This is a genomic window from Streptomyces sp. NPDC002669 (assembly GCF_042889165.1).
Classification (GTDB): domain Bacteria; phylum Actinomycetota; class Actinomycetes; order Streptomycetales; family Streptomycetaceae; genus Streptomyces.
In genome coordinates this window covers 141,342-166,965 of record NZ_JBIAQQ010000012.1, presented here as the reverse complement: position 1 = coordinate 166,965, position 25,624 = coordinate 141,342, and the positions used below count along the sequence as shown (strand labels likewise).

At 73.4% G+C, this 25,624-nt stretch carries 20 protein-coding genes; 17 read left to right on the top strand and 3 right to left on the bottom strand.

Annotated elements, in window-relative coordinates:
* Positions 1-15: 15 nt before the first annotated feature.
* A complete protein-coding gene (locus ACFYW1_RS20010; RefSeq protein ID WP_388994424.1) occupies positions 16-1,296 on the bottom strand; it encodes an MFS transporter in 1,281 nt (426 codons plus the stop codon).
* Positions 1,297-1,378: 82 nt separating this feature from the next.
* On the opposite strand from ACFYW1_RS20010, the gene ACFYW1_RS20005 reads away from it, so the two are divergent.
* The 4 genes from ACFYW1_RS20005 to ACFYW1_RS19990 all read left to right on the top strand — a co-directional run bounded on the left by ACFYW1_RS20005 (position 1,379) and on the right by ACFYW1_RS19990 (position 4,924).
* Positions 1,379-2,383, top strand: coding sequence for a LysR family transcriptional regulator (locus tag ACFYW1_RS20005; protein WP_388994422.1), 1,005 nt, complete (start codon positions 1,379-1,381; stop codon positions 2,381-2,383).
* Positions 2,384-2,699: 316 nt separating this feature from the next.
* Positions 2,700-3,818, top strand: a complete 1,119-nt coding sequence (locus ACFYW1_RS20000; RefSeq protein WP_388994582.1) for a uroporphyrinogen-III synthase — start codon at positions 2,700-2,702, stop codon at positions 3,816-3,818.
* Between the two features lie 79 nt (positions 3,819-3,897).
* Complete coding sequence (locus ACFYW1_RS19995; RefSeq protein WP_388994419.1) at positions 3,898-4,266, top strand: DUF4259 domain-containing protein; 369 nt, start codon at positions 3,898-3,900, stop codon at positions 4,264-4,266.
* Between the two features lie 73 nt (positions 4,267-4,339).
* Positions 4,340-4,924 carry a GNAT family N-acetyltransferase gene (locus ACFYW1_RS19990; RefSeq protein ID WP_388994416.1) on the top strand — a complete coding sequence of 195 codons (585 nt, stop codon included), beginning with the start codon at positions 4,340-4,342 and terminating at the stop codon, positions 4,922-4,924.
* Positions 4,925-5,007: 83 nt separating this feature from the next.
* On the opposite strand, the gene ACFYW1_RS19985 is transcribed toward ACFYW1_RS19990, so the two are convergent.
* Complete coding sequence (locus tag ACFYW1_RS19985; RefSeq protein ID WP_388994413.1) at positions 5,008-5,574, bottom strand: GNAT family N-acetyltransferase; 567 nt, start codon at positions 5,572-5,574, stop codon at positions 5,008-5,010.
* A gap of 154 nt (positions 5,575-5,728) precedes the next feature.
* Here ACFYW1_RS19985 and ACFYW1_RS19980 point away from each other — a divergent pair, with 154 nt between their 5' ends.
* The 4 genes from ACFYW1_RS19980 (at position 5,729) to ACFYW1_RS19965 (ending at position 11,629) form a co-directional block, all read left to right on the top strand.
* Positions 5,729-6,340 carry a CGNR zinc finger domain-containing protein gene (locus ACFYW1_RS19980; protein WP_388994410.1) on the top strand — a complete coding sequence of 204 codons (612 nt, stop codon included), beginning with the start codon at positions 5,729-5,731 and terminating at the stop codon, positions 6,338-6,340.
* Positions 6,341-6,489: 149 nt separating this feature from the next.
* Positions 6,490-8,886: a HelD family protein gene (locus ACFYW1_RS19975; RefSeq protein WP_388994407.1), complete on the top strand. Its 2,397-nt coding sequence runs from the start codon at positions 6,490-6,492 to the stop codon at positions 8,884-8,886.
* A gap of 573 nt (positions 8,887-9,459) precedes the next feature.
* Complete coding sequence (locus tag ACFYW1_RS19970) at positions 9,460-10,896, top strand: NAD-dependent malic enzyme (RefSeq protein ID WP_388994404.1); 1,437 nt, start codon at positions 9,460-9,462, stop codon at positions 10,894-10,896.
* 451 nt (positions 10,897-11,347) lie between these two features.
* Positions 11,348-11,629, top strand: coding sequence for an HU family DNA-binding protein (locus tag ACFYW1_RS19965; protein WP_017237029.1), 282 nt, complete (start codon positions 11,348-11,350; stop codon positions 11,627-11,629).
* Between the two features lie 255 nt (positions 11,630-11,884).
* Here ACFYW1_RS19965 and murA read toward each other — a convergent pair whose 3' ends face one another.
* On the bottom strand, positions 11,885-13,228 hold the full coding sequence (gene murA / locus ACFYW1_RS19960; RefSeq protein WP_388994400.1) for a UDP-N-acetylglucosamine 1-carboxyvinyltransferase: 1,344 nt from the start codon (positions 13,226-13,228) through the stop codon (positions 11,885-11,887).
* A 276-nt stretch (positions 13,229-13,504) separates the two neighbouring features.
* On the opposite strand from murA, the gene ACFYW1_RS19955 reads away from it, so the two are divergent.
* From ACFYW1_RS19955 to ACFYW1_RS19915, 9 genes are all read left to right on the top strand, one after another.
* Positions 13,505-14,065 carry a YqgE/AlgH family protein gene (locus ACFYW1_RS19955; RefSeq protein ID WP_388994397.1) on the top strand — a complete coding sequence of 187 codons (561 nt, stop codon included), beginning with the start codon at positions 13,505-13,507 and terminating at the stop codon, positions 14,063-14,065.
* A 108-nt stretch (positions 14,066-14,173) separates the two neighbouring features.
* Positions 14,174-14,461: a DUF3039 domain-containing protein gene (locus ACFYW1_RS19950; RefSeq protein WP_148838236.1), complete on the top strand. Its 288-nt coding sequence runs from the start codon at positions 14,174-14,176 to the stop codon at positions 14,459-14,461.
* Between the two features lie 214 nt (positions 14,462-14,675).
* On the top strand, positions 14,676-15,980 hold the full coding sequence (locus ACFYW1_RS19945) for an extracellular solute-binding protein (protein ID WP_388994393.1): 1,305 nt from the start codon (positions 14,676-14,678) through the stop codon (positions 15,978-15,980).
* Positions 15,981-15,982: 2 nt separating this feature from the next.
* The gene (locus tag ACFYW1_RS19940; protein ID WP_388994390.1) at positions 15,983-16,954 is read left to right on the top strand and encodes a carbohydrate ABC transporter permease; all 972 of its coding nucleotides are present in this window, start codon (positions 15,983-15,985) and stop codon (positions 16,952-16,954) included.
* Positions 16,951-17,799, top strand: a complete 849-nt coding sequence (locus ACFYW1_RS19935; protein ID WP_388994387.1) for a carbohydrate ABC transporter permease — start codon at positions 16,951-16,953, stop codon at positions 17,797-17,799. The genes ACFYW1_RS19940 and ACFYW1_RS19935 overlap by 4 nt, the downstream gene beginning before the upstream one ends.
* Positions 17,800-17,803: 4 nt before the next feature.
* A complete protein-coding gene (locus ACFYW1_RS19930) occupies positions 17,804-19,438 on the top strand; it encodes a beta-N-acetylhexosaminidase (protein ID WP_388994384.1) in 1,635 nt (544 codons plus the stop codon).
* Positions 19,439-19,874: 436 nt separating this feature from the next.
* Positions 19,875-20,771, top strand: a complete 897-nt coding sequence (locus ACFYW1_RS19925; RefSeq protein WP_388994382.1) for an FAD binding domain-containing protein — start codon at positions 19,875-19,877, stop codon at positions 20,769-20,771.
* Entirely contained in the window at positions 20,768-23,143 is a 2,376-nt protein-coding gene (locus ACFYW1_RS19920; protein WP_388994379.1) for a 2Fe-2S iron-sulfur cluster-binding protein, read from the top strand. Before ACFYW1_RS19925 ends, ACFYW1_RS19920 begins: the two co-directional genes overlap by 4 nt.
* Positions 23,140-25,476 carry a xanthine dehydrogenase family protein molybdopterin-binding subunit gene (locus tag ACFYW1_RS19915; RefSeq protein WP_388994376.1) on the top strand — a complete coding sequence of 779 codons (2,337 nt, stop codon included), beginning with the start codon at positions 23,140-23,142 and terminating at the stop codon, positions 25,474-25,476. The genes ACFYW1_RS19920 and ACFYW1_RS19915 overlap by 4 nt, the downstream gene beginning before the upstream one ends.
* Positions 25,477-25,624 lie beyond the last annotated feature (148 nt).

Genomic DNA, 25,624 nt, shown 5'->3' with positions numbered 1-25,624 from the left:
GCGCCGCCGGGTTCGTCACCGGTCCCGGGAGGGCCGTACCCCGATCGCCGTGATGATCAGGGCCAGGGCCGCCGCGCAGATCGGGGCGGTGTAGCCCGTCGTCCCGGTGGTGTGTTCCGCCAGCCAGCCGCCGGTCGCCGAGCCTGCCGCGATGCCGCCCAGCAGGGCGGTCACGGCCAGGGTCATGCCCTCGTTCAACTGGCCCTCCGGGGTGAGGCGTTGTACCAGGGTCATGCCGGTGACCATGGTCGGGGCCGTCGCCGCGCCGGCCAGCAGGAGTGCGGCCGCGAGGGCGAGCAGGGAGGAGGTCGAGGAGGCGGCGAGCAGGGGCAGGGACATCAGTGCCGTCATCCCCGTCAGGCAGACCAGCAGCCGGCGCCGGATGTCCGCGGCCGGGCGCAGCGAGCCGTACAGGAGTCCCGCCACGCACGATCCGGCCGCCTGGAGGGCGAGGATCGCACCCCCGGCGTGGGCGATGGTGACGACCTCCATCGAGCCGAAGACCGCACCGGTGGCGAGGAAGGCGGCGAGCAGGGCCGGCATGCCCCGGGCGCGGAGGGGAGAGCCCGCGGAGGTGCGGGGGGACACGGGCGGCTCGGTGGCGCGCTGGGCGGCGAAGATCAGGATGCCGGTCATCAGCAGGATCGCCCCGACGAGCGTCCCGGCCTCCGGGAAGAGCGTCGCGCACAGCAGGGCGGCCAGGGCCGGGCCGAGCATGAAGCAGAGCTCGTCCACGGCCTGCTCGAAGGAGTTCGCGGTGTGCAGGGCGGCCGGGGCGCCCCGGTGCAGATGGGCCCAGCGGGCCCGGGACATCCCGCCGGTGTTGGGAGTGGTGGCGGTCGCGGCGTAGGAGGCGAAGAGGGTCCAGGACGGGGCGTCGTAGTGCACGCAGAGCAGCAGGGCCAGCGAGCCGAGCGCGGCGATGGCGGTGGCGGGCACCGCGACCCGGGCCTGTCCGTACCGGTCGACGAGCCGGGCCGTCCACGGGGCGACCACCGCCGTGGCGGCGAGGCCGGTCGCGGTGACGGCACCGGCCAGGGCGTACGAGCCCCGCGAACCGGCGATCATGATGACCGCGCTGACGCTGAACATCCCCATGGGCAGCCGGGCGAGGAGGTTGCCCGCGGTGAAGGCGCGGGCGCCCGGGGTGGCGAGCAGCCTGCGGTACGGGTTGCTGGAGGCCCGCCGGGCGGGAGCGGGGACGGGGGTGGAGGCGGCGGCGCGCGGGGCGACGACCAGCAGGTCTCCGGAGAGGGCGAGCACGGGGCCGGTGGCGGAGGTTCTCTCGTACGGCATGGAACAAGCCTCGGGGCGGGCGGTCACCGGGGTCCAACACCTTCTCCGGGCCGATTGACGCACCTGTGTTGTAAATTCTGGTGTGACTTCCTCCACCACCGGTCAGGGTTCCCGGGCGCGCGGCGCGCACACCGATCCCCGGCTGCTCCGTGCGTTCGTCGCGGTCGCCGAGGAGCTGCACTTCACCCGGGCCGCCGCCCGGCTCTACGTCGCCCAGCAGGCGCTGAGCCGGGACATCCGCCGGCTGGAGCGCGAGCTGGACGCGGAGCTGTTCGTACGGACCACCCGGCAGGTCGCCCTCTCCGCCGACGGCGAACGGCTCCTGCCGCACGCGCGACGGGTGCTGGACGCCCACGCCGATCTCACGGCGGCCTTCGCCGACCCGGCCGCACGGCCGCTCCTCGTGGACCTCAACACCGACGGCATGACGGCCGCCCGGGTGCTCGCCCGCGCCCGGGAACTGGCCCCGGAGTGCGAACTGATGGCGCGCTTCGAGAGCGGCCTGACCTGGGCGGCGGGCGAGATCCTCGCCGGGCGGCTCGACGTCTCCTTCGGCCGCGCCGCCGGGCTCGCCCCCGCGGTGCTGGCCCGGCTCGGGACGCAGCCGGTGCGGTACGAGCCGATGGCCGTCATGCTCCCCGCCGACCACCCCCTCGCCGGGCGGGAGGCGGTGGAGCCGGGCGAACTGGCCGGGGAGACGGTGTACGCGGGCGCCGGCAACCCGCGCACCGAGGAGTGGACGGACCTCGCCCGGACGCTCTTCGCCCGGTGGGGCATCGAACTGGCGCCCCCCGCCCCGCTCGCCGTGGGCGTCGCCGAGTTCCAGCGGGTCATGGCCAAGTCCCGGAACCCGGTGCTGGCCGTCGTCGACTTCCCCCCGATGCCGGGCACCGTGGTGCGCCCGCTGGTCCGGCCGGTGCCGCTCTCGCCGCTGCTGCTGGTCTGGCGCAAGGGGCTCGACCACCCCGGCCTCGACGCGCTGCGCGAGGCCGCGGCCCGGCTGGGGGCCGAGGAGGGCTGGATGGTCCGGCCGGACGGGGGCTGGATCCCGGAGGCCGACACGCTCCTCATGGCGGGGACCGGCTGACGGACCCGGCCCGGCCGCGGGGCATGTGCGCCGGTATACGTCCGGAGCGCCCGGAGCGCATGGTTCCGGCGTCCCGGCCCAGCCGTACCGGAGGCGATGGTGACCGTTCGACGTCATGTGACGTAACCGGCGGGAAATACGGGTGAACCAGATCCGTCACGTGCCGTTGGCAGGCTCGCGGATCGGCATCATCGGGCAGCAGCGGGACGAGAGCCGGGAAGACCACATGCACGAGGACGAGCGGTACGGGAACGAGCGGCCCGAGGGCGGGTCGTACGGGGACGGGCGGCGCGGGGACGGGCCGTACGAGCCCCTCATGGGCTTCACCGTGGGGGTCACCGCCGCCCGGCGCGCGGAGGAGTTCGGCGCGCTGCTGGAACGGCGGGGCGCCCGGGTGCTGCACGCGCCCGCCCTGCGGACCGTGCCGCTCGCCGACGACACCGAACTCCTCGCGGCCACCCGGGCGGTCGTCGGCTCCGCACCCGACGTGGTCGTCGCCACCACCGCGGTCGGCTTCCGGGGCTGGATCGAGGCCGCCGGGGGCTGGGGGCTCGGCGACCGGCTGACCGAGGTGCTGCGCGGCGTCGAACTGCTGGCCCGCGGCCCCAAGGCCAAGGGCGCCGTCCGGGCCGCCGGGCTGACCGAGACGTGGTCGCCCGCCTCCGAATCCATGGCCGAGGTGCTGGACCGGCTCCTGGCGGAGGGCGTGACGGGCCGCCGCATCGCCGTCCAGCTGCACGGCGAACCCGCCCCCGGCTTCGTCGAGGCGCTCCGAGGGGCGGGCGCCGAGGTGGTCGCCGTGCCCGTCTACCGCTGGGAGGACCCCGAGGACCTCGCCCCGCTCGACCGGCTGATCGACACCACCCTGGCCCGGGGGCTGGACGCCCTCACCTTCACCAGCGCCCCGGCCGCCGCCTCGCTGCTGCGCCGGGCCGAGAGGCGCGGGCTGCTCCCCGAACTCCTGGGCGCGCTGCGGGACGACGTCCTCGTGGCCTGCGTCGGCCCCGTCACCGCCCTGCCGTTGCAGGAGCGCGGCATCGGCACCCTCCAGCCCGAACGGTTCCGGCTCGCCCCGCTCGTCCAGCTGCTGTGCCGTGAACTGCCCGCCGGGGCAAGCGTGTTGACGGTGGCCGGGCACCGGGTCGAGGTCCGGGGCCACGCGGTGCTCGTGGACGGCGTGCCGCGCCCGGTGCCGCCCGCCGGGATGGCGCTGCTGCACGCCCTGGCCCGTCGTCCCGGCTGGGTGGTGTCCCGCGCCGACCTGCTACGCGCCCTGCCCGGCGGCAGCACGGACGAGCACGCGGTGGAGACGGCCGTGGCGCGGCTGCGCACGGCGCTGGGCGTGCCCCATCTCATCCGGACGGTCGTCAAGCGCGGCTACCGCCTGGCGCCGGACACATCGGGGGACGGGCCGGGCGACGCCTCCGCCAGCTGAGGGCCGTCCCGTGGAACACCCGTTGTCGGACCCGTCTGTTAGAACCGGAGGGGACGGGGGCGACGACACGGGAGGTCTTGTGGGTACCTGGGGTGCGGGCAACTTCGACAGCGACACGGCGGCCGACCACCTGTCGGACGTCACCGGGCGGCTCGTCTCGCGGATCGGGGAGGCGATGGCGGGCGACCCGGTCGCCCTGGAACCCGACGAGTACGACGGCGTCACGGTGCCGTGCGACATCGAGCTGCTGTGTCTGATCGCGGAGCAGGGGCACGTCGGTTCGACGGTGCCGGACGCGGCGGTGGTCGAGGGCTGGCGGAAGACGTTCATGGACGTGTGGGAGCGGACCATCGACGAACTGGAACCCGAGCCGGAGTACAAGGAGGACAGACGCGCGGAGCTGATCCGCACCTTCGACCGACTGGCGGCCCTGGCGGAGCGGAAGTAGCCGGGCCGGAGCGGGGAGGGCGCGCGGGCGGGGAGCCGGAGCGTGCGGGGGCGTGCCGGGATAGCGTGCGGGGATGATTTCTGACACTCACCGACTCGACGCGGAGATACGGCTCCGCCCCACCGTTCCGTCCGACGCGGCCTCCCTCGCCGTCTCGCTGGCCCGCAGCCGCGCGTACATGCAGCCCTGGGAGCCCATCCGGCCCGACGCCTTCTACACCGAGGAGGGGCAGTGGGAGCGGCTGGTCGCGCTGTTCGAGGACCGGGACGCCGGGCGGGCGGTGCCGTGGGTGCTCGCCGACGAACAGGACCGCGCGGTGGGCGGGTTCAACCTCTCCGGCATCGTGCTCGGTCCCTTCCGCAGCGGCACCCTCGGCTACTGGGTCGACGTCGAGCAGGCGGGCCGGGGCCTGGCCACGACCGCCGTGCGCCTGATCTGCGAGATGGCCCGGGACGAGCTGGGCCTGCACCGGATCGAGGCGGGGACGGTGCTCGACAACGCCGCGTCGCAGCGGGTGCTCGCCAAGTGCGGCTTCGAGGAGTACGGCACGGCCCCGCGGTTCCTGTACATCAACGGGCAGTGGCGCGACCACCGGCTCTTCCAGCGCATCCTGCACGACGGCCCGCCGAAGGACCTGTCGACGACCGGCAGGGGCTGAGGACCGACCGGCGACCGGAGCGGTGCGGCGCGTCCCGCGAACCGGCGTGCGCGCGGCGCGGGTGCCCCGGGACCGGTGCGGGGTCAGTGGCCGGCGCCGGCCGTCGCGCCGTTCCGCGGCCGGGTGTGCAGATGGCCGTCCAGCGGCCACGGCGGCCGTGCCGGGAGCACCTCCGCGAGGCCGTACCCGCTCTTCTCCGCGACCCGACAGGACGCCTCGTTGTCCACCTGGTGCAGCAGGTCGAGCCGGGTCAGCTCGTCCTCGGCGAACGCCTCGAAGGCCCAGTCGGTGAGTGCCCCGAGCGCCCGCGGGGCGACGCCGCGCCCGCGGGCCGGGGGCGTCGTCCAGTAGCCGACCTCCGCGTTGCCGGAGCCCGGCGCGGGGGCCGTGAGCGCCACGTTGCCGACCAGTTCGTCCCCGCGTTCGCGGTCCACCACCGCGAAGCCGAAGTAACTGCGGGACTCCCGGCCCTCCTGCCGTACCCGCAGCCACTGCCACGCCTCCGCCTCGTCCCTGACCTGCGACCGCAGCGCGGCGCGCATGCCGGGATCGCGGTACGCGTCGACCAGCGCCGGGACGTCCTCGGGCCGCCAGGGCCTGAGCAGGAACGGGCCGGTCGTGAGGGTGGCGGTGGCGAGGGCGTCGTTCATCCGGACACCGTACGGCCCCGTGCCCCGTGCCCATCCCCTGTTCCCCGGACACCGGCCGGGGAACGGAGCCGTGTGGCGACAGGGGTTCCGGGCGGGCACCTTGAGGAGCACTCTGGGAGAGGCCCATCGGAGACCCCGAGGTGGTGACATGCGCATGGCGGCAGGTAGGAGTACGCGCGACTGGCGGTTCGACTCGGGTCGGCCCTGCCTCGACCTGGTGGCGACGGGGGCCGGCACCTCCGGCGCCTGCGAGCTGCTCGACGGTGCCGAGCGGCTCGCGGACTGGCTGGTCGCCGCCGGAGTCGTACCGGGCGGCACCCGGCTCGACGCCGTGGACGACAGCTGGGTGGTGCGCTTCCGGCAGCTGCGGACGGGGGTGGACCGGCTGCTGAGCGCCGAGCTCGGCGGGCGCAGGGCCGACGCCGCGCTGGAACGGGTCAACGCGCTGGCCGCCGGGGCGCCGCCGGGACTGAGGGCCGTGCGCGGCGGGAGCGGCGCCCTGGTGCGGACCCTGAGCGCCGACCCCGACTGCGGGGCGCTCCTGGCCGCCGTCGCCCGCGACGCCGTGGAGCTGCTGACCGACCCCGTTGCACGGGCCGGGCTGCGCCGCTGCGAGGCCGACAGCTGCCGCCGCCTCTACCTGGACACCTCGCGCGGACACCGGCGCCGCTGGTGCTCCAGCGAGGTGTGCGGGAACCGGGAACGGGTGGCCCGGCACCGGCGCAGGGCGGCGGCCGTGACCGTACCGGCGGCGACGGCGCCCTGAGTCCCCGGCCGGTCCCGGAGGCCGTACCGGTACCGGCGGCGACGGCGCCGCGGGACCCCCGATCGGTGCGGCCGTACCTCGCAGGTGCGCGGCGGGCCCCCTTCGCATAGGGTTGACGGCTGCCCAATGCACGTCAGAAGGGGGCCTCGGTGGCCGCGCAGGATGCCGCTGTCGATTCGTTGCGGGACCGGGAAATCGGTGTCGAGCAGGAACATCTCGACCGTGTGTACCACCGCCTTGGGGAGAAGATCCACGAGGCGGAATTTCTCATGAGTGACGCCGTCAAGAGGGGTCAGGTCGGCACCCCGGGAGCGCTCGCCGAGCGCGACGCCCAGGTGTTCCGGGCCGGAATCCACCTCAACCGGCTGAACAGCGAGTTCGAGGACTTCCTCTTCGGGAGGATCGACCTGCTGCTCGGCAAGGACGGCGAACGCGGTCCCGACGGCGCCTACACCTCGGTCGAGCCCGCCGACGACGCCGTGCGCGACGACAACTCGGCCGACATCGCGGAGACCCTGCACATCGGCCGCATCGGGGTCCTCGACGCCGACTACGCGCCGCTGGTCATCGACTGGCGCGCCCCCGCCGCCGCGCCGTTCTACCGCTCGACTCCGAAGGAGCCGGGCCGGGTGGTGCGCCGCCGGGTCGTCCGCTCCAAGGGGCGCAAGGTCCTCGGCGTCGAGGACGACCTGATGCGCCCCGAGCTGACCGCGTACCTCGACGGCGCCGAGCTGCCCGTCATCGGCGACGGTGCCCTGATGGCGGCGCTCGGCCAGGCCCGCAGCCACACCATGCGGGACATCGTCTCCTCCATCCAGGCGGAGCAGGACCTGGTGATCAGGGCCCCCGCCGCCTCCGTCACCGAGGTCTCCGGCGGCCCCGGCACCGGCAAGACCGCCGTCGCCCTGCACCGGGCCGCGTACCTCCTCTACCAGGACCGCAGGCGGTACGCGGGCGGCATCCTCGTCGTCTCGCCGACCCCGCTCCTGGTCGCGTACACCGAAGGCGTGCTGCCCTCGCTCGGCGAGGAGGGGCAGGTCGCGATCCGCGCGGTCGGCTCGCTCTCCGACGAGGCGGCGGGCGTCGAGGGCGCCACCACCTACGACGAACCCGCCGTCGCCCGGATCAAGGGCTCCTCGCGGATGCTCGCGGTGCTGCGCAAGGCCGCCCGCGGCGCGCTGGAACAGCCCGGCACCCCTCGCGGCCCGAAGGACGGGGAGCAGCGGGACGGCCAGCTGGCCTTCGGCGAGGAGGAGGCGAAGGACGGCGCGGCCCCGGCCACCCCGACCCGGCTGCGCGTCGTCGCGTTCGGCGCCCGCATCGAGCTGGAGGCCGACGAGCTGCGCCGCATCCGGCAGTCCGTCCTCGGCGGCACCGCCCCCGTCAACCTGCTGCGCCCGCGCGCCCGCAGGATGCTCCTGGACGCCCTGTGGAACAAGTCCTCGGGCCGCGGCCGCTACACCGACCCCGAACTTGCCGCCGAACTGCGTTCCTCCTTCGACGAGGACGTGTCCACCGAGACGCCCTTCCTCGACTTCCTGAACGCCTGGTGGCCCGAACTCACCCCGCGCGGGGTGCTCGCCGCGATGGCCGACGAGAAGCGGCTCGGCCGCTGGGCGCGCCGGGTGCTCAACCAGGGCGAGGTGCGGCGCCTGGCCCGCTCCCTGAAGCGGCTCGACGAGGCGGGCGACGGCCCGCTCTCCGTGCACGACGTGGCGATCCTCGACGAGCTCCAGACGCTGCTGGGCACCCCCGCCCGGCCGAGGAAGAAGCGCGAGTTCGACCCGCTGGACCAGCTCACCGGCCTGGAGGAGCTGATGCCGCAACGCGAGGAGACCCAGCGCGAGCGGGCCGAACGGCTGGCGGCGGAGCGCACCGAGTACGCGCACGTCATCGTCGACGAGGCGCAGGACCTCACGCCCATGCAGTGGCGCATGGTCGGCCGCCGCGGCCGGCACGCCACCTGGACGATCGTCGGCGACCCGGCCCAGTCCTCCTGGTCCGACCCGGACGAGGCCGCCCGGGCCCGCGACGAGGCCCTCGGCAACCGGCCGCGCCGCCGCTTCACCCTCACGGTCAACTACCGCAACCCGGCGGAGATCGCCGAGCTGGCCGCCAAGGTCCTGGCGCTCGCGATGCCCGGGGCGGCGTCACCGGCCGCGGTCCGCTCCACCGGCGTACGGCCGCGCTTCGAGACCGTGCGGGACGGGGACCTGGCCGCCACGGTGCGCGAGGAGGCCCGGCGGCTGCTGGACGAGGTGGACGGCACAGTGGGCGTGGTCGTGGCGATGAACCGCCGGGGCCGGGCCCGGGAGTGGCTGGCCGAGCTCGGCGAACGGGTGGTGGCGCTGGGCAGCCTGGAGGCGAAGGGACTGGAGTACGACGCCACGGTGGTCGTCTCGCCCGCGGAGATCGCCGACGAGTCCCCGGCCGGCCTGCGGGTGCTGTACGTGGCGCTCACCCGGGCGACGCAGCAGCTCACGGTGGTCTCGGGGGAGCGGGACCTGCCCGACGAGAACGGCGTACCCGACCTGCTGAGGGACTGACACCCGCGGGCCGGTCCGCGTGGCCGGTCCGTACGGCCGGTCCGTACGGCCGGTCCGTACGGCGGGTCCACGTGGCCGGTCCGTACGGCCGGTCCACGGCGCGGGCCCATGTGCAGGATTGTTTTTGCAGTCAACCCGCACTGCGGGAATCACTTCTTCGGGGTCTTTGTTAGCCTGGTGTCGGCACCGGCTCGATCCAAGCCCCCGGGCCCAACCTTCGTCGCTACGAGCGACCACTTGCCGCGAGGCGAGCATGGCGGGTCGGTGCCGCTCAACTCAATGGAACAGACCCGCGTCACCTTCCGGTGGCGCGGGTCTGTTCTGGTTTACGGGCCCGTGCCCCACCGGGCCGCTCCCGGGCCAGGGCCGCTCCCGGGCCGGGAGCGGCCTCGGGCCTTCCGCCGGGACGGGTCTTCCACTGGGGCCACCTTTTCTCGTATGGTGGAAAAAACTTTCCGAAGAGTGGCAGTCATTACCGGCTACCAGCCGGTAGGTGCGACGATCGGGGAGCGTGTCCGGAGCGAGTGCCCCGGCCGCGCGGCAATGAAGCTAAGGAAAGCGAAGGACTCGGCCATGGCAACGGCGCCCAGCGTCTCGTACTCGATGACGGTCAGGCTGGAGGTGCCCGCGAGCGGTACAGCGGTCTCCCAGCTCACCACGGCCGTGGAGTCCTCCGGCGGTTCGGTCACCGGCCTCGACGTGACCGCCTCCGGCCACGAGAAGCTGCGCATCGACGTCACCATCGCGGCCACCTCCACCTCGCACGCCGACGAGATCGTCGAGGGGCTGCGCGGCATCGAGGGCGTCGTCCTGGGCAAGGTCTCCGACCGTACGTTCCTGATGCACCTCGGCGGCAAGATCGAGATGGCGTCCAAGCACCCCATCCGCAACCGTGACGACCTCTCGATGATCTACACCCCGGGTGTGGCCCGGGTGTGCATGGCGATCGCCGAGAACCCCGAGGACGCCCGCCGCCTCACCATCAAGCGCAACTCCGTCGCAGTCGTGACGGACGGCTCGGCCGTGCTGGGGCTCGGCAACATCGGCCCGAAGGCCGCGCTGCCCGTGATGGAGGGCAAGGCCGCCCTCTTCAAGCGGTTCGCCGGCATCGACGCCTGGCCGATCTGCCTGGACACCCAGGACACCGACGCCATCGTCGAGATCGTCAAGGCGATCGCCCCCGGCTTCGCGGGCATCAACCTGGAGGACATCTCCGCCCCCCGCTGCTTCGAGATCGAGGCCCGGCTGCGCGAGGCCCTGGACATCCCGGTCTTCCACGACGACCAGCACGGCACCGCGATCGTCGTCCTGGCCGCGCTGACCAACGCGCTGCGCGTGGTGGGCAAGGGGATCGGGGACGTACGGGTCGTCATGTCCGGCGCCGGGGCGGCCGGTACGGCCATCCTGAAGCTGCTCCTCGCGGCCGGCGTCAAGCACGCCGTCGTCGCCGACATCCACGGGGTGGTGCACGCCGGACGCGAGGACCTGGTCTCCGCCGACGCCGACTCGCCGCTGCGCTGGATCGCCGACAACACCAACCCGGAGTCCGTCACCGGCACCCTCAAGGAGGCCGTCGTCGGTGCCGATGTCTTCATCGGCGTCTCCGCCCCGAACGTGCTGGACGGCGTCGACGTCGCCGCCATGGCCGAGGGCGCGATCGTGTTCGCGCTCGCGAACCCGGACCCCGAGGTGGACCCGGCAATCGCCCGCCAGACGGCGGCGGTTGTCGCCACCGGCCGCTCCGACTTCCCGAACCAGATCAACAACGTGCTGGTCTTCCCCGGCGTCTTCCGCGGCCTGCTGGACGCCCAGTCCCGCACCGTCAACACGGAGATGATGCTCGCCGCCGCGGGCGCCCTCGCCGACGTGGTCGCCGAGGACGAGCTGAACGCGAACTACATCATCCCGTCGGTCTTCAACGACCGGGTCGCGGGCGCGGTCGCCGGTGCCGTCCGGGACGCGGCGAGGGCGGTCGGCAGCTCCGCCGCCGCGCAGGGGAACCGCGGCTGAGGTCCCGGCGCCCGGGTGCCCGAGGGCCCCGGCCGGTCCTGGTGGCTCCTCGGCCGGGTCCCGGCTGAGGTCCATGTCACAGCGTTCGCCGCGGGGCCCTTCGGGGCCCTGTGGCATGGGCCACGTCCCCGTGGCCGCACGTCGGCGCGTCGCGGGGCACGATGCCCCAAACGCCCCTTTAGGGTGGGCGGGCGGCGCGTCCCGTCGAGCCCCGCATCCGCTGCGGACCGCTTCCGGGGAGTCGACGGAACGTCACCACGACGAGGCGGTGGCGCTTTTCGTGTGACTCCGAGGGGTGCCGGATTGGCGTTACCGCCGCAGGTGGGGGCAGGATGCGTAATCGGGCGCGAGGGTCTGACGACAGACCCGGGTCCGGGGACTGTCCGAGGGCCCTGGCAGCATCGGCTTCGATCTCACGCCTCACAGGCAAGAAGAACACGGGAGTAACAACATGAACCGCAGTGAGCTGGTGGCCGCCCTGGCCGACCGCGCCGAGGTGACTCGCAAGGACGCCGACGCCGTGCTGGCCGCGCTCGCCGAGACCGTCGGTGAGGTCGTCGCCAAGGGCGACGAGAAGGTCACCATCCCCGGCTTCCTGACCTTCGAGCGCACCCACCGTGCCGCTCGCACCGCTCGTAACCCGCAGACCGGCGACCCGATCAACATCCCGGCCGGCTACAGCGTGAAGGTCTCCGCGGGCTCCAAGCTCAAGGAAGCCGCCAAGGGCAAGTAAGTCCCACAGCCCCACAGGCGCGACGGAGGGCGGTCACCCATCCAGGGTGACCGCCCTCCGGTGTACCGGCCGCCAGGGCCCCGTTCTGTGCCCCTGCGAAGCCCGGCACCCGGACAGCCCCGCCCCGGCCCGGCGCCCGGCGTCCCGGAACAGCGGTCCGAAGGCGCGGAACGGCGGCCCGGGAAACGCAGGACGGGGGCCCGGGGCACATGCCCCGAACCCCCGTCGGCAGCCCTTCGGCGACCGCGTCCGGCCTCAGACCAGCGGCGAGCCGTTCGGCAGCTCCACCTTCGCGCCGAGCTTCTCCAGCTTCTCCATGAAGTTCTCGTAGCCGCGGTTGATCAGGTCGATGCCGTGCACCCGCGAGGTGCCCTGCGCCGCCAGCGCCGCGATCAGGTACGAGAAACCGCCGCGCAGGTCGGGGATGACCAGATCCGCGCCCTGGAGCCGGGTCGGCCCGGACACGACCGCGGAGTGGAGGAAGTTGCGCTGCCCGAAGCGGCAGTCGGAGCCGCCCAGGCACTCCCGGTAGAGCTGGATGTGCGCGCCCATCTGGTTGAGCGCGGAGGTGAAGCCGAGCCGGGACTCGTACACCGTCTCGTGGACGATGGACAGCCCCGATGCCTGCGTCAGCGCCACCACCAGCGGCTGCTGCCAGTCGGTCTGGAAGCCGGGGTGCACGTCCGTCTCCAGGGCGATGGCGTTCAGCGCGCCGCCCGGGTGCCAGAAGCGGATGCCCTCGTCGTCGATCTCGAACGCGCCGCCGACCTTGCGGAAGGTGTTCAGGAAGGTCATCATCGAGCGCTGCTGCGCGCCCCGCACGTAGATGTTGCCCTCGGTGGCCAGCGCCGCGGACGCCCAGGAGGCCGCCTCCAGCCGGTCCGGGAGCGCCCGGTGCGTGTAACCGTCCAGCCGGTCGACACCCGTGATCCGGATCGTCCGGTCGGTGTCCATGGAGATGATCGCGCCCATCTTCTGCAGCACGCAGATGAGGTCCTCGATCTCCGGCTCCACGGCCGCGTTGGACAGCTCGGTGACGCCCTCGGCGAGCACCGCCGTCAGCAGCACCTGCTCGGTGGAGCCCACCGACGGGTACGGCAGCCGGATCTTCGTGCCGCGCAGCCGCTGCGGGGCCTCCAGATACTGGCCGTCCGCCCGCTTCTCGATGGTCGCGCCGAACTGCCGCAGCACGTCGAAGTGGAAGTCGATCGGCCGGCCGCCGATGTCGCAGCCGCCGAGCCCCGGGATGAACGCGTGGCCCAGCCGGTGCAGCAGCGGGCCGCAGAAGAGGATCGGGATGCGCGAGGAGCCCGCGTGGGCGTCGATGTCGGCGACGTTGGCGCTCTCCACGTGGGTCGGGTCCAGGATCAGCTCACCCGGTTCGTCACCGGGCCGGACCGTCACGCCGTGCAGCTGCAACAGCCCGCGCACCACCCGCACGTCGCGGATGTCGGGCACGTTGCGCAGCCGGCTGGGCCCGCTGCCGAGCAGCGCGGCGACCATCGCCTTCGGCACCAGGTTCTTGGCGCCTCTGACGCGGATCTCGCCCTCCAGCGGGGTTCCGCCGTGGACAAGCAGGACATCGTCTGTGCCGGTCATGAATCTCGCGTTCCGGAGTGGTCGGGCAGGGGGCCAAACGAAAGAGTAATGGCCGACCGCCCCCACTCCGTAAGGGAACGGGGGGTGTACGAACGTCATGAATCCGCCACAACACGCTCTGCTCCCCAGGTCTTGCGGAGGGTTACCGTCCGTATGGCTTCCCGGAATGCGCGCTCCCCGTGCATCCGTGCGCCCTGAGCTGCGCGGCGGCCCGTTCGGGGGGCGGGTGGCCCACTTGGCCCCCGTGGGAAGCGAAGATGCGGGATCATTTCTGCCATGACCGAGGTGTCCTCGCTCACAGGGCGACTGCTCGTGGCCACACCCGCGCTCGCGGATCCGAATTTCGACCGTGCGGTGGTGCTGCTCCTCGACCACGACGAGGAGGGCTCGCTCGGCGTGGTCCTGAACCGCCCGACCCCGGTCGGCGTCCGCGACATCCTCATGCCCTGGGCCGGTCTGGCCGGGGAGCCGGACGTCGTCTTCCAGGGCGGACCGGTCTCCCTCGACTCGGCGCTCGGGGTGGCCGTCATCCCCGGCGACGAGGGCCCGCTCGGCTGGCGCCGGGTGTACGGGGCGATCGGGCTGGTGGACCTGGAGGCGCCCCCGGAACTGCTGGCCGCCGCGCTCGGTTCGCTGCGGATCTTCGCCGGGTACGCCGGCTGGGGCCCCGGGCAGCTGGAGACGGAACTGTCCGAGGGTGCCTGGTACGTGGTCGAGTCCGAGCCCGGCGACGTCTCGTCCCCGCGGCCCGAGCACCTCTGGCGCGCGGTCCTGCGCCGCCAGCGCAGCGAACTGGCGATGATCGCCACGTACCCCGACGACCCCTCGCTCAACTGAGGGCGCGGGCGGCGGGCCCCGCCGCGGCGCGGGACGGGGGCGTGCTCCCACGCCCGCGCTTCCCGCCGGGCGCTCCGAAGCTCCGGGCTCCCAGTACCCTTGGCGGTTATGAGCACTCTTGAGCCCGAGCGCGGGGCAGGAACCGGCACCCTCGTGGAGCCGACACCACAGGTGTCGAACGGCGACGGCGACCACGAGCGCTTCGCCCATTACGTCCAGAAGGACAAGATCATGGCGAGTGCCCTGGAGGGCACCCCCGTGGTCGCACTGTGCGGCAAGGTCTGGGTACCGGGGCGCGACCCCAAGAAGTACCCGGTCTGCCCGATGTGCAAGGAGATCTACGAGTCCATGGGCGCCGGTGGCGACAAGGACAAGGGCGGCAAGGACAAGAAGTAGTCCCGAGCCCTCCGGCGGCATCGCTCCGGGCCCCCGGGGCACGCGTTTCGACGCGTGCCCCGGGGGCCCTTCGCGTTGCACGGGCTGCTCCCACGGGTCACAGAGTGGTTGAGACCACTTGTCGGCGTCCGCACGCGCACCTACTCTCCTGCCAGTTGTGCAGAACGAAACGCGCGTTGCGCATGTTGCAATGCTTGTCGGTAGGGGTTCCGATATGAAGCTTTCTGCCCGAATTGCCGCTCCGGTTGCGGCGCTTGTGCTGGCGGGGCTCACCGCCACCGCCTGCGCGCCGCAGACCTCCGACACCGCGGCCGAGGGGGACGAGAAGACCGGCACGCTGCGGGTCTGGCTGTTCCAGGAGGTCGGCAACAAGCCCAAGGAACAGGTCGTCGACGCGGCGGTCGCCGAGTTCGAGAAGTCCCACGAGGGCGCGGAGGTGGAGGTCGAGTACATCCCGGTCGACACCCGCGCGCAGCGCATCAAGGCGGCGTTCAACGACCCCGGGAGCGCCCCGGACCTCATCGAGTACGGGAACACCGACACCGCCGGATACGTCAAGGACGGCGGTCTCGCCGACGTGAGCGCCGAGTTCGCCGCCTGGGACGAGGCGAAGGACACCGACCCGACCGCCCGGCAGTCCGTGACGGTCGGCGGCAAGGTCTACGGGGCGCCGCTCTTCGTCGGCGTCCGCGCGCTGTACTACCGCACCGACGTCTTCGGCGAACTGGGCATCGAGGCCCCGAAGTCGCAGGCCGAACTGATCTCCACCGCGAAGAAGATCCACCAGAAGAAGCCCGACCTGTACGGACTGGCGGTCGGCGGCGCGTACACCTACGGCGCGATGCCGTTCATCTGGGCCCACGGCGGCGAACTCGCCGACGAGAAGGGCGGTACGTACACCTCGGCCATCAACGGCGACAAGGCCCGCAAGGGCATCGAGGCGTACACCTCGCTCTTCGGCGACGACAACTGCCCGGCCGCCAAGTGCGCCTCCATGGGCGGCAACGCGACCGTCACCGCCTTCGCCTCCGGCAAGGCCGCCATGGCGATCGGCGGCGACTTCAGTCACGCGGCCGTCGAGGCGGGCGCGGTGAAGGGCAAGTACGCGGTCGTCCCGCTGCCGGGCGTGGCGAAGGACTCCATAGCCCCGGCGTTCGCGGGCGGGAACAACATCGGCGTGCTGAAGAGCAGTTCGCACCGCACCCTGGCCGTGGACCTGATGAAGTCCCTCACCGGCAAGCGGACCCAGGCGAAGATGTTCGACGCGATGGGCTTCCTGCCGACGTACACGGACGTGCGGGCCGCCGCCGCGAAGAAGGAGCCGTTCGTCGAGCCGTTCGTCGAGACGCTCGGCGCGGGCGCCAAGTTCGTCCCGGCCTCGCCGGGCTGGGGCCAGATCGACGCCTCGCTGGTCCTGCCGACGATGTTCCAGGAGGTCGTCAGCGGCCGCAAGGACGTGGCGAAGGCCGCGGACGACGCGGCGAAGAAGATGGACGCCGCGTTCGCCGACGCGGGCTGACCATGACCGCGAACACCACGACGTACAAGGCACCCGGCGCGTCCGGGGCGGGCGGCACCTCCCCCCGCCCGCCCCGGCGGCGCCCGGCCCCGTCCACGCGCCGCTCCGGCTGGACCCCCTGGCTCTACCTCCTGCCCGCCCTCGTCCTCCTCGGCGGACTGCTCGTCTACCCGATCTACCAGCTCGGCCTGATCTCCTTCCTGGAGTACACCCAGGCCCAGGTCAGCGGCGGCGAACCGACCACCTTCCGGGGATTCGGCAACTACGCGACCCTCTTCGGCGACGGCCAGTTCTGGCAGGTGCTCCTGGCGACCGTGGTCTTCGCCGCCGCCTGCGTCCTGGCCACCCTGCTGGTCGGCTGCGCGCTCGCCGTCCTGCTGACCCGGATCCGGGCCGTGCCGCGGCTCGCCCTGATGCTGGCCGCGCTCGGCGCCTGGGCGACCCCCGCGATCACCGGTTCCACCGTCTGGGTGTTCCTCTTCGACCCCGACTTCGGCCCGGTCAACCGGGTCCTGGGACTCGGCGACTTCTCCTGGACGTACGGGCGCTACAGCGCCTTCGCCCTGGTGCTCCTGGAAGTCCTGTGGTGCTCGTTCCCGTTCGTGATGGTGACCGTGTACGCGGGCATCCGGGCCATCCCCGGCGAGGTGCTGGAGGCGGCGGCCCTGGACGGCGCCTCGCAGTGGCGGATCTGGCGCTCGGTCATGGCCCCGATGCTGCGGCCGATCCTCGTCGTCGTCACGATCCAGTCGATCATCTGGGACTTCAAGGTCTTCACCCAGATCTACGTCATGACCAACGGCGGCGGCATCGCGGGACAGAACCTGGTGCTCAACGTCTACGCCTACCAGAAGGCGTTCGCGTCCTCGCAGTACAGCCTCGGCTCGGCGATCGGCGTCGTGATGCTGCTGATCCTGCTGGTCGTCACGCTCGTCCATCTGCGTCTGGTGCGGCGTCAGGGGGAGGAACTGTGAACGCACGGAACGCACTGCGCATCCGCAGGCCCGGCCGACTGGCCGCCGAGGCAGCGGCCCTGCTGATCGCCGCCGCGGTCGCCTTCCCGCTCTACTGGATGGTGCTCTCCGCCTTCAAACCGGCAGGCGAGATCCAGTCCACCGACGCCCGCCCCTGGACGCTGTCGCCGTCCCTGGACTCGTTCCGCCGGGTCTTCGAACAGAACGACTTCGGCCGCTACTTCCTCAACAGCCTGATCGTCGCCGGCACCGTCGTCCTGGTCTCCGCACTGGTCGCCTTCCTGGCGGCGACGGCCGTGACCCGGTTCAGGTTCCGCTTCCGCACCACGCTGCTGATCATGTTCCTGATCGCACAGATGGTGCCGGTCGAGGCCCTGGCCATCCCGCTGTTCTTCCTGATGCGGGACTTCGGCCAGCTGAACACCCTCGGCTCGCTGATCCTGCCGCACCTCGCCCTCTCGCTGCCGTTCGCGATCTGGATGCTGCGCGGCTTCGTCAAGGCGGTGCCCGAGGCGCTGGAGGAGGCCGCGTACATCGACGGCGCGAGCCGCACCCGCTTCCTGTGGCAGATCCTCTTCCCGCTGGTCTTCCCCGGCCTCGTGGCCACCAGCGTCTTCTCGTTCATCTCCACCTGGAACGACTTCCTGTTCGCGAAGTCGTTCATCATCAGCGACACCTCCCAGTCGACGCTCCCGATGGCGCTGCTGGTCTTCTTCAAACCCGATGAGAACGACTGGGGAGGGATCATGGCCGCCTCGACGGTGATGACCGTTCCCGTGCTGGTCTTCTTCGTACTCGTACAGCGCCGCCTGGTCTCGGGGCTCGGCGGAGCGGTAAAGGACTGACGCCATGGACATGGACCTGATCCCGGCACCCGTGCGCACCGGTGACGACGGGCGGTGCGGCTTCCTGTTCGACCAGGCCACCACCATCACCGCGGCCCCCGGCACCCGGAGCACCGAACGCTGGCTGCGCACCACCCTCGGCGCCGCCTTCGGCCTGCCGCTCGCCCCCGGCGGCGAGGACGCCACGAACACCGTCCGGCTGGCCATCGACCCGGCTCTGGAACCCGAGGGCTACCGGCTGACCACCGGGACCGGGCAGCGCGTCGAGATCACCGGCGGCGGTCCCGCGGGCGTCTTCTGGGGCGCCCAGACCCTCCGTCAGCTCCTGGGACCGGAAGCCTTCCGCCGTGCGCCCGTCAACCCCGGCGCGCGCCCCGCCGTCCCCGCCGCGGACATCGAGGACCACCCCCGCTTCGGCTGGCGCGGCATGATGCTCGACGTGGCACGGCACTTCCTGCCCAAGGACGACGTGCTGCGCTACCTCGACCTCCTCGCGGCGCACAAACTGAACGTCTTCCACTTCCATCTGACCGACGACCAGGGCTGGCGCATCGAGATCAAGCGCCACCCCCGGCTCACCGAGGTCGGCTCCTGGCGGTCCCGCACCAAGCACGGCCACCGGGCGTCGGAGCTGTGGGACGAGACCCCGCACGGCGGCTTCTACACGCAGGACGACATCCGGGAGATCGTCGCGTACGCCGCCGAGCGGCACATCCGGGTCGTCCCCGAGATCGACATTCCCGGCCACTCGCAGGCCGCCATCGCCGCCTACCCCGAACTGGGCAACGCCGATGTCGTCGACACCACTGCCCTGACCGTCTGGGACACCTGGGGCATCAACGCCAACGTGCTCGCCCCCACCGACACCACCCTGCGCTTCTTCGAGGGCGTCCTCGAAGAGGTGCTCGACCTCTTCCCCGCCGCCACCTCGCCGTTCATCCACATCGGCGGCGACGAGTGCCGCAAGGAGCAGTGGAAGGAGTCCCCGACCGCCCAGGCCCGGATCGAGGAGTTCGGCCTGGCCAACGAGGACGAGCTCCAGTCCTGGATCATCCGGCACTTCGACACCTGGCTCACCGCGCGCGGACGCCGCCTCATCGGCTGGGACGAGATCCTGGAGGGCGGCCTCCCGGCGGGCGCGGCCGTCTCCTCCTGGCGCGGCTACGGCGGCGGCATCGCCGCCGCCGAGGCCGGCCACGACGTCGTCATGTGCCCCGAGCAGCACGTCTACCTGGACCACCGCCAGGACGGCGGCCCCGACGAGCCGATGCCCATCGGCTTCGTCCGCACCCTGGAGGACGTCTACCGCTTCGAGCCCGTGCCGCCGGGCCTCTCCGAGGAGGCGGCCCGTCACATCCTCGGCACCCAGGCCAACGTGTGGACCGAGGTGATGCAGAACCGGGCCCGCGTCGACTACCAGGTCTTCCCGCGCCTCGCGGCGTTCGCGGAGGTCGCCTGGTCGCCGCTGCCGCCCTCCGCCGAACGCGACCACGCCGGCTTCGAACGCCGGATGACCGCGCACTACGCCCGGCTCGACGCCCTGGGCGTCGACTACCGGCCGCCGGGCGGCCCGCTGCCCCGCCAGCAGCGCCCCGGCGTCCTGGGACGCCCGTTGGAGGGTCCGCCCCCGAACGTGTGATCCCGGTCGCATCCGGTACCCGGCCGGGGGGGGGGGGGGGGGGGGGGGGGGGGGGGGGGGGGGGGGGGGGGGGGGCGCGGGGGGGGGGGGCCCCCCCCCCCCGTGGGTTGCCCCCGGCCGCGCGGGCCCCCGGCGGGGCCCCCCCCCCGGGGGGGCCCCCCCCCGGCCGTCGTTTTTTGTCCGGAACTCGCCCCGCTCACAGGGAACCACCGGAACAGAACAACCGGTACAAGCCATCCTGAAGGGCAGCGATTCGCACTCCGTGCCGAAGCGGTCAAAACCGGAAGCATTTGCGCGACCTGGTACGAACACGTCCTTCGCGGACCCTCGCGTCGGTCCGATCCGAAGATGTGCCAGAGTTGCCACGTCCGGGCTTTGAGCACGTACCGTACGGCGAAACAGCCGGACGACCGGACACCGGGAAGGGGCAGCTGGGTTGACCACGCACGCACCGCAGGCGACGCAGTCCGTGACGCTGCCGGCCTCGCTCGACGAGGCCGTGGCGGCGCTCGGCGCCATGCCCGCCGCCGTCCCCGTGGCGGGCGGAACGGACCTGATGGCAGCCGTCAACAAGGGGCTGCTGCGCCCCTCGGGACTGGTCGGCCTCGGCCGGATCAGCGAGCTGCGCGGCTGGCACTACCAGGACGGCCACGCCCTGCTCGGCGCCGGCCTCACCCACGCGCGCATGGGACGGCCCGACTTCGCCGCCCTCATCCCGGCCCTGGCCGCGGCGGCCCGAGCCGCGGGCCCGCCCCAGATCCGCAACGCCGGGACGCTCGGCGGCAACATCGCCACCGCCGCCCCGACCGGTGACTCCCTGCCGGTGCTCGCCGCCCTGGAGGCCGAACTGGTCGTCGCGGGGCCGGGCGGCGCCCGCCGCGAGATCCCGGTCTCGCACCTGCTGGCCGGCCGCGCCATGCTCGAACCCGCCGAGCTGATCGGCTTCGTCCGGGTGCCGCTCCTGCACGCCCCGCAGGTCTTCCTGAAGGCCACCGGCCGCACCGGCCCCGGCCGCGCCACCGCGTCCGTCGCGATAGTCCTCGACCCGGCCCGGCGCGGGGTGCGCTGCGCGGTCGGCGCCATCGCGCCGATGCCGCTGCGGCCGCTGGAGGCCGAGCGCTGGATCGCCTCGCTGATCGACTGGGACGGGGAGCGGGGCCTGGCCCCCGACGCGCTGGCCGCCTTCGGCGAGTACGTCGCCGCGGCCTGCGTCCCGGACCAGGAACCGCCCGCCGACGGGGGAGAGGCGCCGCCGCTGCCCCCGGCCGTACTGCACCTGCGGCGCACCGTCGCCGCGCTCGCCCGACGCGCGCTGGGGAGGGCACTGTCGTGAGCAACGAGGACCACAACGATCAGCACGGGCAGCACGATCGGCATGATCAGCACGGACAGCAGGAATCGCTGCAGTACGGGGGCTGGCAGCCGACGCCGCAGGGCGGGGAGTACGACGACGGCGCGACCGCCTTCGTCCACCTGCCGCCGGAGGACCTGGCGAACGTCCCGCTGGCCGCGCCGGGCCAGGGCTTCGTGCCGCCGATGATCCTGCCGCTGACGCCCGCGGCCGGGTTCGACCCGGCGTCCACGGACAACTGGGTCGCGCGGACGCCGGACGGACAGGAGCCCGCGGCGGCGCCGGAGCAGCAGGCGCCCGAGGCGGTGCACTGGCCGGACCCGAACCAGCAGCAGTCGCCGTACGGGTACGGGTACCCGCAGTTCCAGGAGACCCAGCGGATCCCGCGGATCACGGAGACCGGACCCGCCCCGTACGCCGAGCAGGACCACCTGACCGGGCAGGCGGGACAGGCCGGGCAGACGGGGCTGCCGCACGGGCAGTACCCGGAGCCGGTGGCGACGGGCCAGTGGAACTTCACCGAGTCCACCGAGTACGGCATCCCCACGGGGCACGTCGAGCACGGCGGTCACGGTGAGCAGGGTGGCCACGGTGGTCACGTCGAGCACGGTGGTCACACGGAGCAGTTCGGCCACACGGAGCACGGTGGTCAGTACGACCACACGGGTCACACGGGCCACGCAGAGCAGATGGGCCACACGGGTCACACCGACCAGTTCGGTCACGTCGAGCACGACAACCGGCCCGGTCACGGCGGTCACGACGGACAGTCCGGTCACGGCGGCCCCAGCGGTCACACGGGACAGTGGACGATCCCGGTCGCCGAGGGCGACCTCCCGGAGGAGTCCGGCGAGTTCGCGGCCTCGGCCCTGGCCGCCCAGTGGTACGGCGACCGGACCCCGCCGGCCACGCTGCCGGGCGGCGCGCCCGCCCCGTGGGCGACGCAGCAGCCGGTACCGGAGCCCGCGCCCGGACCGGGAGCCGAGCCCGTGGCGGGACCGGCGCCCGAGGCGGGCGTCGAGCCGGAGCACGCGCCGAGCGCGGAATTCGCGCCGACGTCCACCGCGATGCCGCCCGCCGCCCCCGCCGAGTCCGTCGTGCCTGTGGCGACGCCTCCGACGGAGCCGGTGACGTCATCCATCACGTACGAGGACGCCCTGCGGGCCTCCGGCACGGCGCCGTTCCCGGAAGCGGCGCAGGAAGCGCCCGCCGCCGAGGAGGCCCCCGCCCCGGGCGCGGAGCCCGCGGGCATGGACCCCGTGCGGGAGACGCCCTCCGACGCGGCTCCCGCCCCCGCCGCCGCCCCGGAAGGACACCCGGCGGAGGCCGGCCCCGGCGACGAGCCGTCCGAGGCGGTCTCCGAAGCCGTCCCCGAGGCCCCGCACGCCCCCGAGCCCGCGCCCCCGGTCGACGAGGCCGAACCGACACCGCAGGCACGGACCCCCGAGGTCACCGAAGCCACCGATGCTCCCGAGCCCGAGGCGGAACCGGACCCGGAGCCCGGACCCGGGGCCGCAGAGGCCGTGGAGCCCGCAGAGACCGCGGAGTCGGCGGAGCCCGCGACCGACGAAGCCACCGGGACCGCTGAGCCCGAGCCCACGGACCCCACCGAGCCCGCCGATGCCACGGACTCCACGGCCCCCGCAGGACTCGTCGAGCCCCCGCCCCTCGGCGTACCCGACGAACGCCCCGCCATTTCGTACGTCCTGAGCGTGAACGGCACCGACCGCCCCGTCACCGACGCCTGGATCGGCGAGTCGCTCCTCTACGTGCTCCGCGAGCGCCTCGGCCTCGCCGGTGCCAAGGACGGCTGCTCGCAGGGCGAGTGCGGCGCGTGCAACGTCCAGGTGGACGGCCGGCTCGTCGCCTCCTGCCTGGTCCCCGCGGCGACCACGGCCGGCAGCGAGGTCCGTACGGTCGAGGGCCTGGCCGTGGACGGCGAACCGTCCGACGTCCAGCGCGCCCTCGCCAAGTGCGGGGCCGTCCAGTGCGGCTTCTGCATCCCGGGCATGGCGATGACCGTCCACGACCTGCTGGAGGGCAACCACGCCCCCAGCGAACTGGAGACGCGCAAGGCGCTCTGCGGCAACCTCTGCCGCTGCTCCGGCTACCGGGGCGTCCTCGACGCGGTGAACGAGGTCATCGCGGGCCGCGAGGCCGCCGCCGACCCCGCCACGCCGGACTCCCCGTTCCCGGAGGCCGACGAGAACCGCGTCCCGCCCCAGGCGGCCCCCGGCACCGAAGAGGTGTGGGACCCCCACGCCGGCTCACCGCATCCCGGACCCGTACCGGACGTGCCCCAGGGCGCCCCCGGTGACGCCCGGCCGCACTCGCAGGACGGAGGCATGGCGTGAGCAACGACGCGACCACCACTGCCAACGCGACCGGCGCCCGGATCACCACCCCGGGATTCGAGGGCCCCGAGGCCGAGCCGCCCGTGCTCGGCCTGGGCGTCTCCCTGCCGCCCGCCGACGCGCGCGCCAAGACCGAGGGCACCTTCCCGTACGCCGCCGACCTCTGGGCCGAGGGCCTGCTGTGGGCGGCCGTGCTGCGGTCCCCGCACCCGCACGCCCGCATCCTGTCCGTCGACACCTCGGCCGCGGTCGGGATGCCGGGGGTACGGGCGGTCATCACGCACGAGGACATCCCCGGGGAGCGCGCGTACGGGCGCAGGATCGTCGACCGTCCGGTCTTCGCCTCCGACCTGGTCCGCCACCACGGCGAACCGATCGCCGCGGTCGCCGCCGACCACCCCGACACGGCCCGGCTCGCCGCCGCCGCCATCGCCGTCGAGTACGAGGTCCTCGAACCGGTCACCGACCCGGAGAAGTCCTTCGCCGCCGAACCGCTGCACCCCGACGGCAATCTGATCCGCCACATCCCGCTGCGCTACGGCGACCCCGAGGCCACCGGCGAGGTCGTCGTCGAGGGCCTGTACCGCATCGGCCGCCAGGACCCGGCCCCGATCGGCGCCGAGGCCGGACTCGCCGTGCCCCGCCCCGACGGCGGCGTGGAGATCTACACCGCCTCCACCGACCCGCACACCGACCGCGACCTGGCCGCCGCCTGCTTCGGCCTCGAACCGGAACGGGTGAAGATCGTCGTCACCGGGGTGCCCGGAGCGACCGGCGACCGCGAGGACCCCGGCTTCCAGCTGCCGCTCGGGCTGCTCGCGCTGCGCACCGGCTGCCCCGTCAAGCTGACCGCCACCCGCGAGGAGTCCTTCCTCGGCCACTCCCACCGCCATCCGACCCTGCTGCGCTACCGCCACCACGCGGACGCCGAGGGCCGGTTGGTGAAGGTCGAGGCGCAGATCCTGCTCGACGCGGGCCCGTACGCCGACTCCTCGTCCGAGTCGCTGGCGGCTGCGGTCGCGTTCGCCTGCGGCCCCTACATCGTCCCGCACGCCTTCATCGAGGGCTGGGCGGTCCGCACGAACAACCCGCCGTCGGGCCATGTGCGGGGCGAGGGCGCGATGCAGGTCTGCGCGGCGTACGAGGGCCAGATGGACAAGCTGGCCGCCAGGCTCGGCATCGACCCGGCCGAACTGCGGCTGCGCAACGCCCTGGCCACCGGCGACATCCTGCCCACCGGCCAGACGGTGACCTGCCCCGCGCCGGTCTCCGAACTCCTCACCGCCGTACGGGACTTCCCGCTGCCCGACCTCCCCAAGGACACCCCCGAGGACGACTGGCTGCTGCCCGGCGGCCCGGAGGGCGCGGGCGAACCGGGCGCGGTGCGCCGCGGCGTCGGCTACGCGCTCGGCATGGTCCACATGCTCGGCGCGGAGGGGGCCGACGAGGTCTCCACGGCCACGGTCAGGGTCCACGACGGCGTCGCCACGGTCATCTGCGCCGCGGTCGAGACGGGCCAGGGCTTCTCGACCCTCGCCCGCCAGGTCGTCCAGGAGACCCTGGGCATCGAGGAGGTCCATGTGGCCTCCGTCGACACCGACCAGCCCCCGGCGGGCCCGGCGGCCCACGGCCGTCACACCTGGGTCTCGGCCGGAGCGGTGGAACGGGCCGCGAAGATGGTCCGCACCCAGCTGCTCCAGCCCCTGGCCCACAAGTTCGGCATGTCCACGGAGCTGCTGCAGATCGCCGACGGCAAGATCACCTCGTACGACGGGGTGCTCTCCACGACGGTCACGGAAGCCATGGACGGCAAGGAACTCTGGGCCACCGCCCAGTGCCGCCCGCACCCCACCGAGCCCCTCGACGAGTCCGGTCAGGGCGACGCCTTCGTCGGCCTCGCCTTCTGCGCGATCCGCGCGGTGGTGGACGTCGACATCGAGATCGGCTCCGTGCGGGTCGTGGAGATGGCCCTCGCCCAGGACGTCGGCCGGGTTCTCAACCCGGCCCAGCTGGCGATCCGCATCGAGGCCGGCGTCACCCAGGGCATCGGCGCGGCCCTCACCGAGAACCTCCGCAGCCCGCGTGGCCTGATCCGCCACCCCGACCTCACCGGCTACACCCTGCCGACCGCCCTGGACGCCCCGGACATCCGCATCGTCGAGCTCATCGAGGAACGCGACGTGGTCGCTCCCTTCGGCGCCAAACCCGCCTCGGCGGTCCCCGTGGTGACCTCCCCGGCAGCCGTGGCGGCAGCCGTACGCGCGGCGACCGGCCGCCCGATCAACCGCCTCCCCATCCGCCCCCAGGCCGCGGTGGCGTCGGCCGGGTCCTGAGCACCGTCCTCGATCCGGCAGGCGTCGACGACAGCCCGGTGGGGGGGGGGGGGGGGGGGGGGGGGGGGGGGGGGGGGGGGGGGGGGGGGGGGCCGGGGGGGGCGGGCGGGGGGGGGCGGGGGGGGGGCGGGGCGGCGGGGGCGGCGCG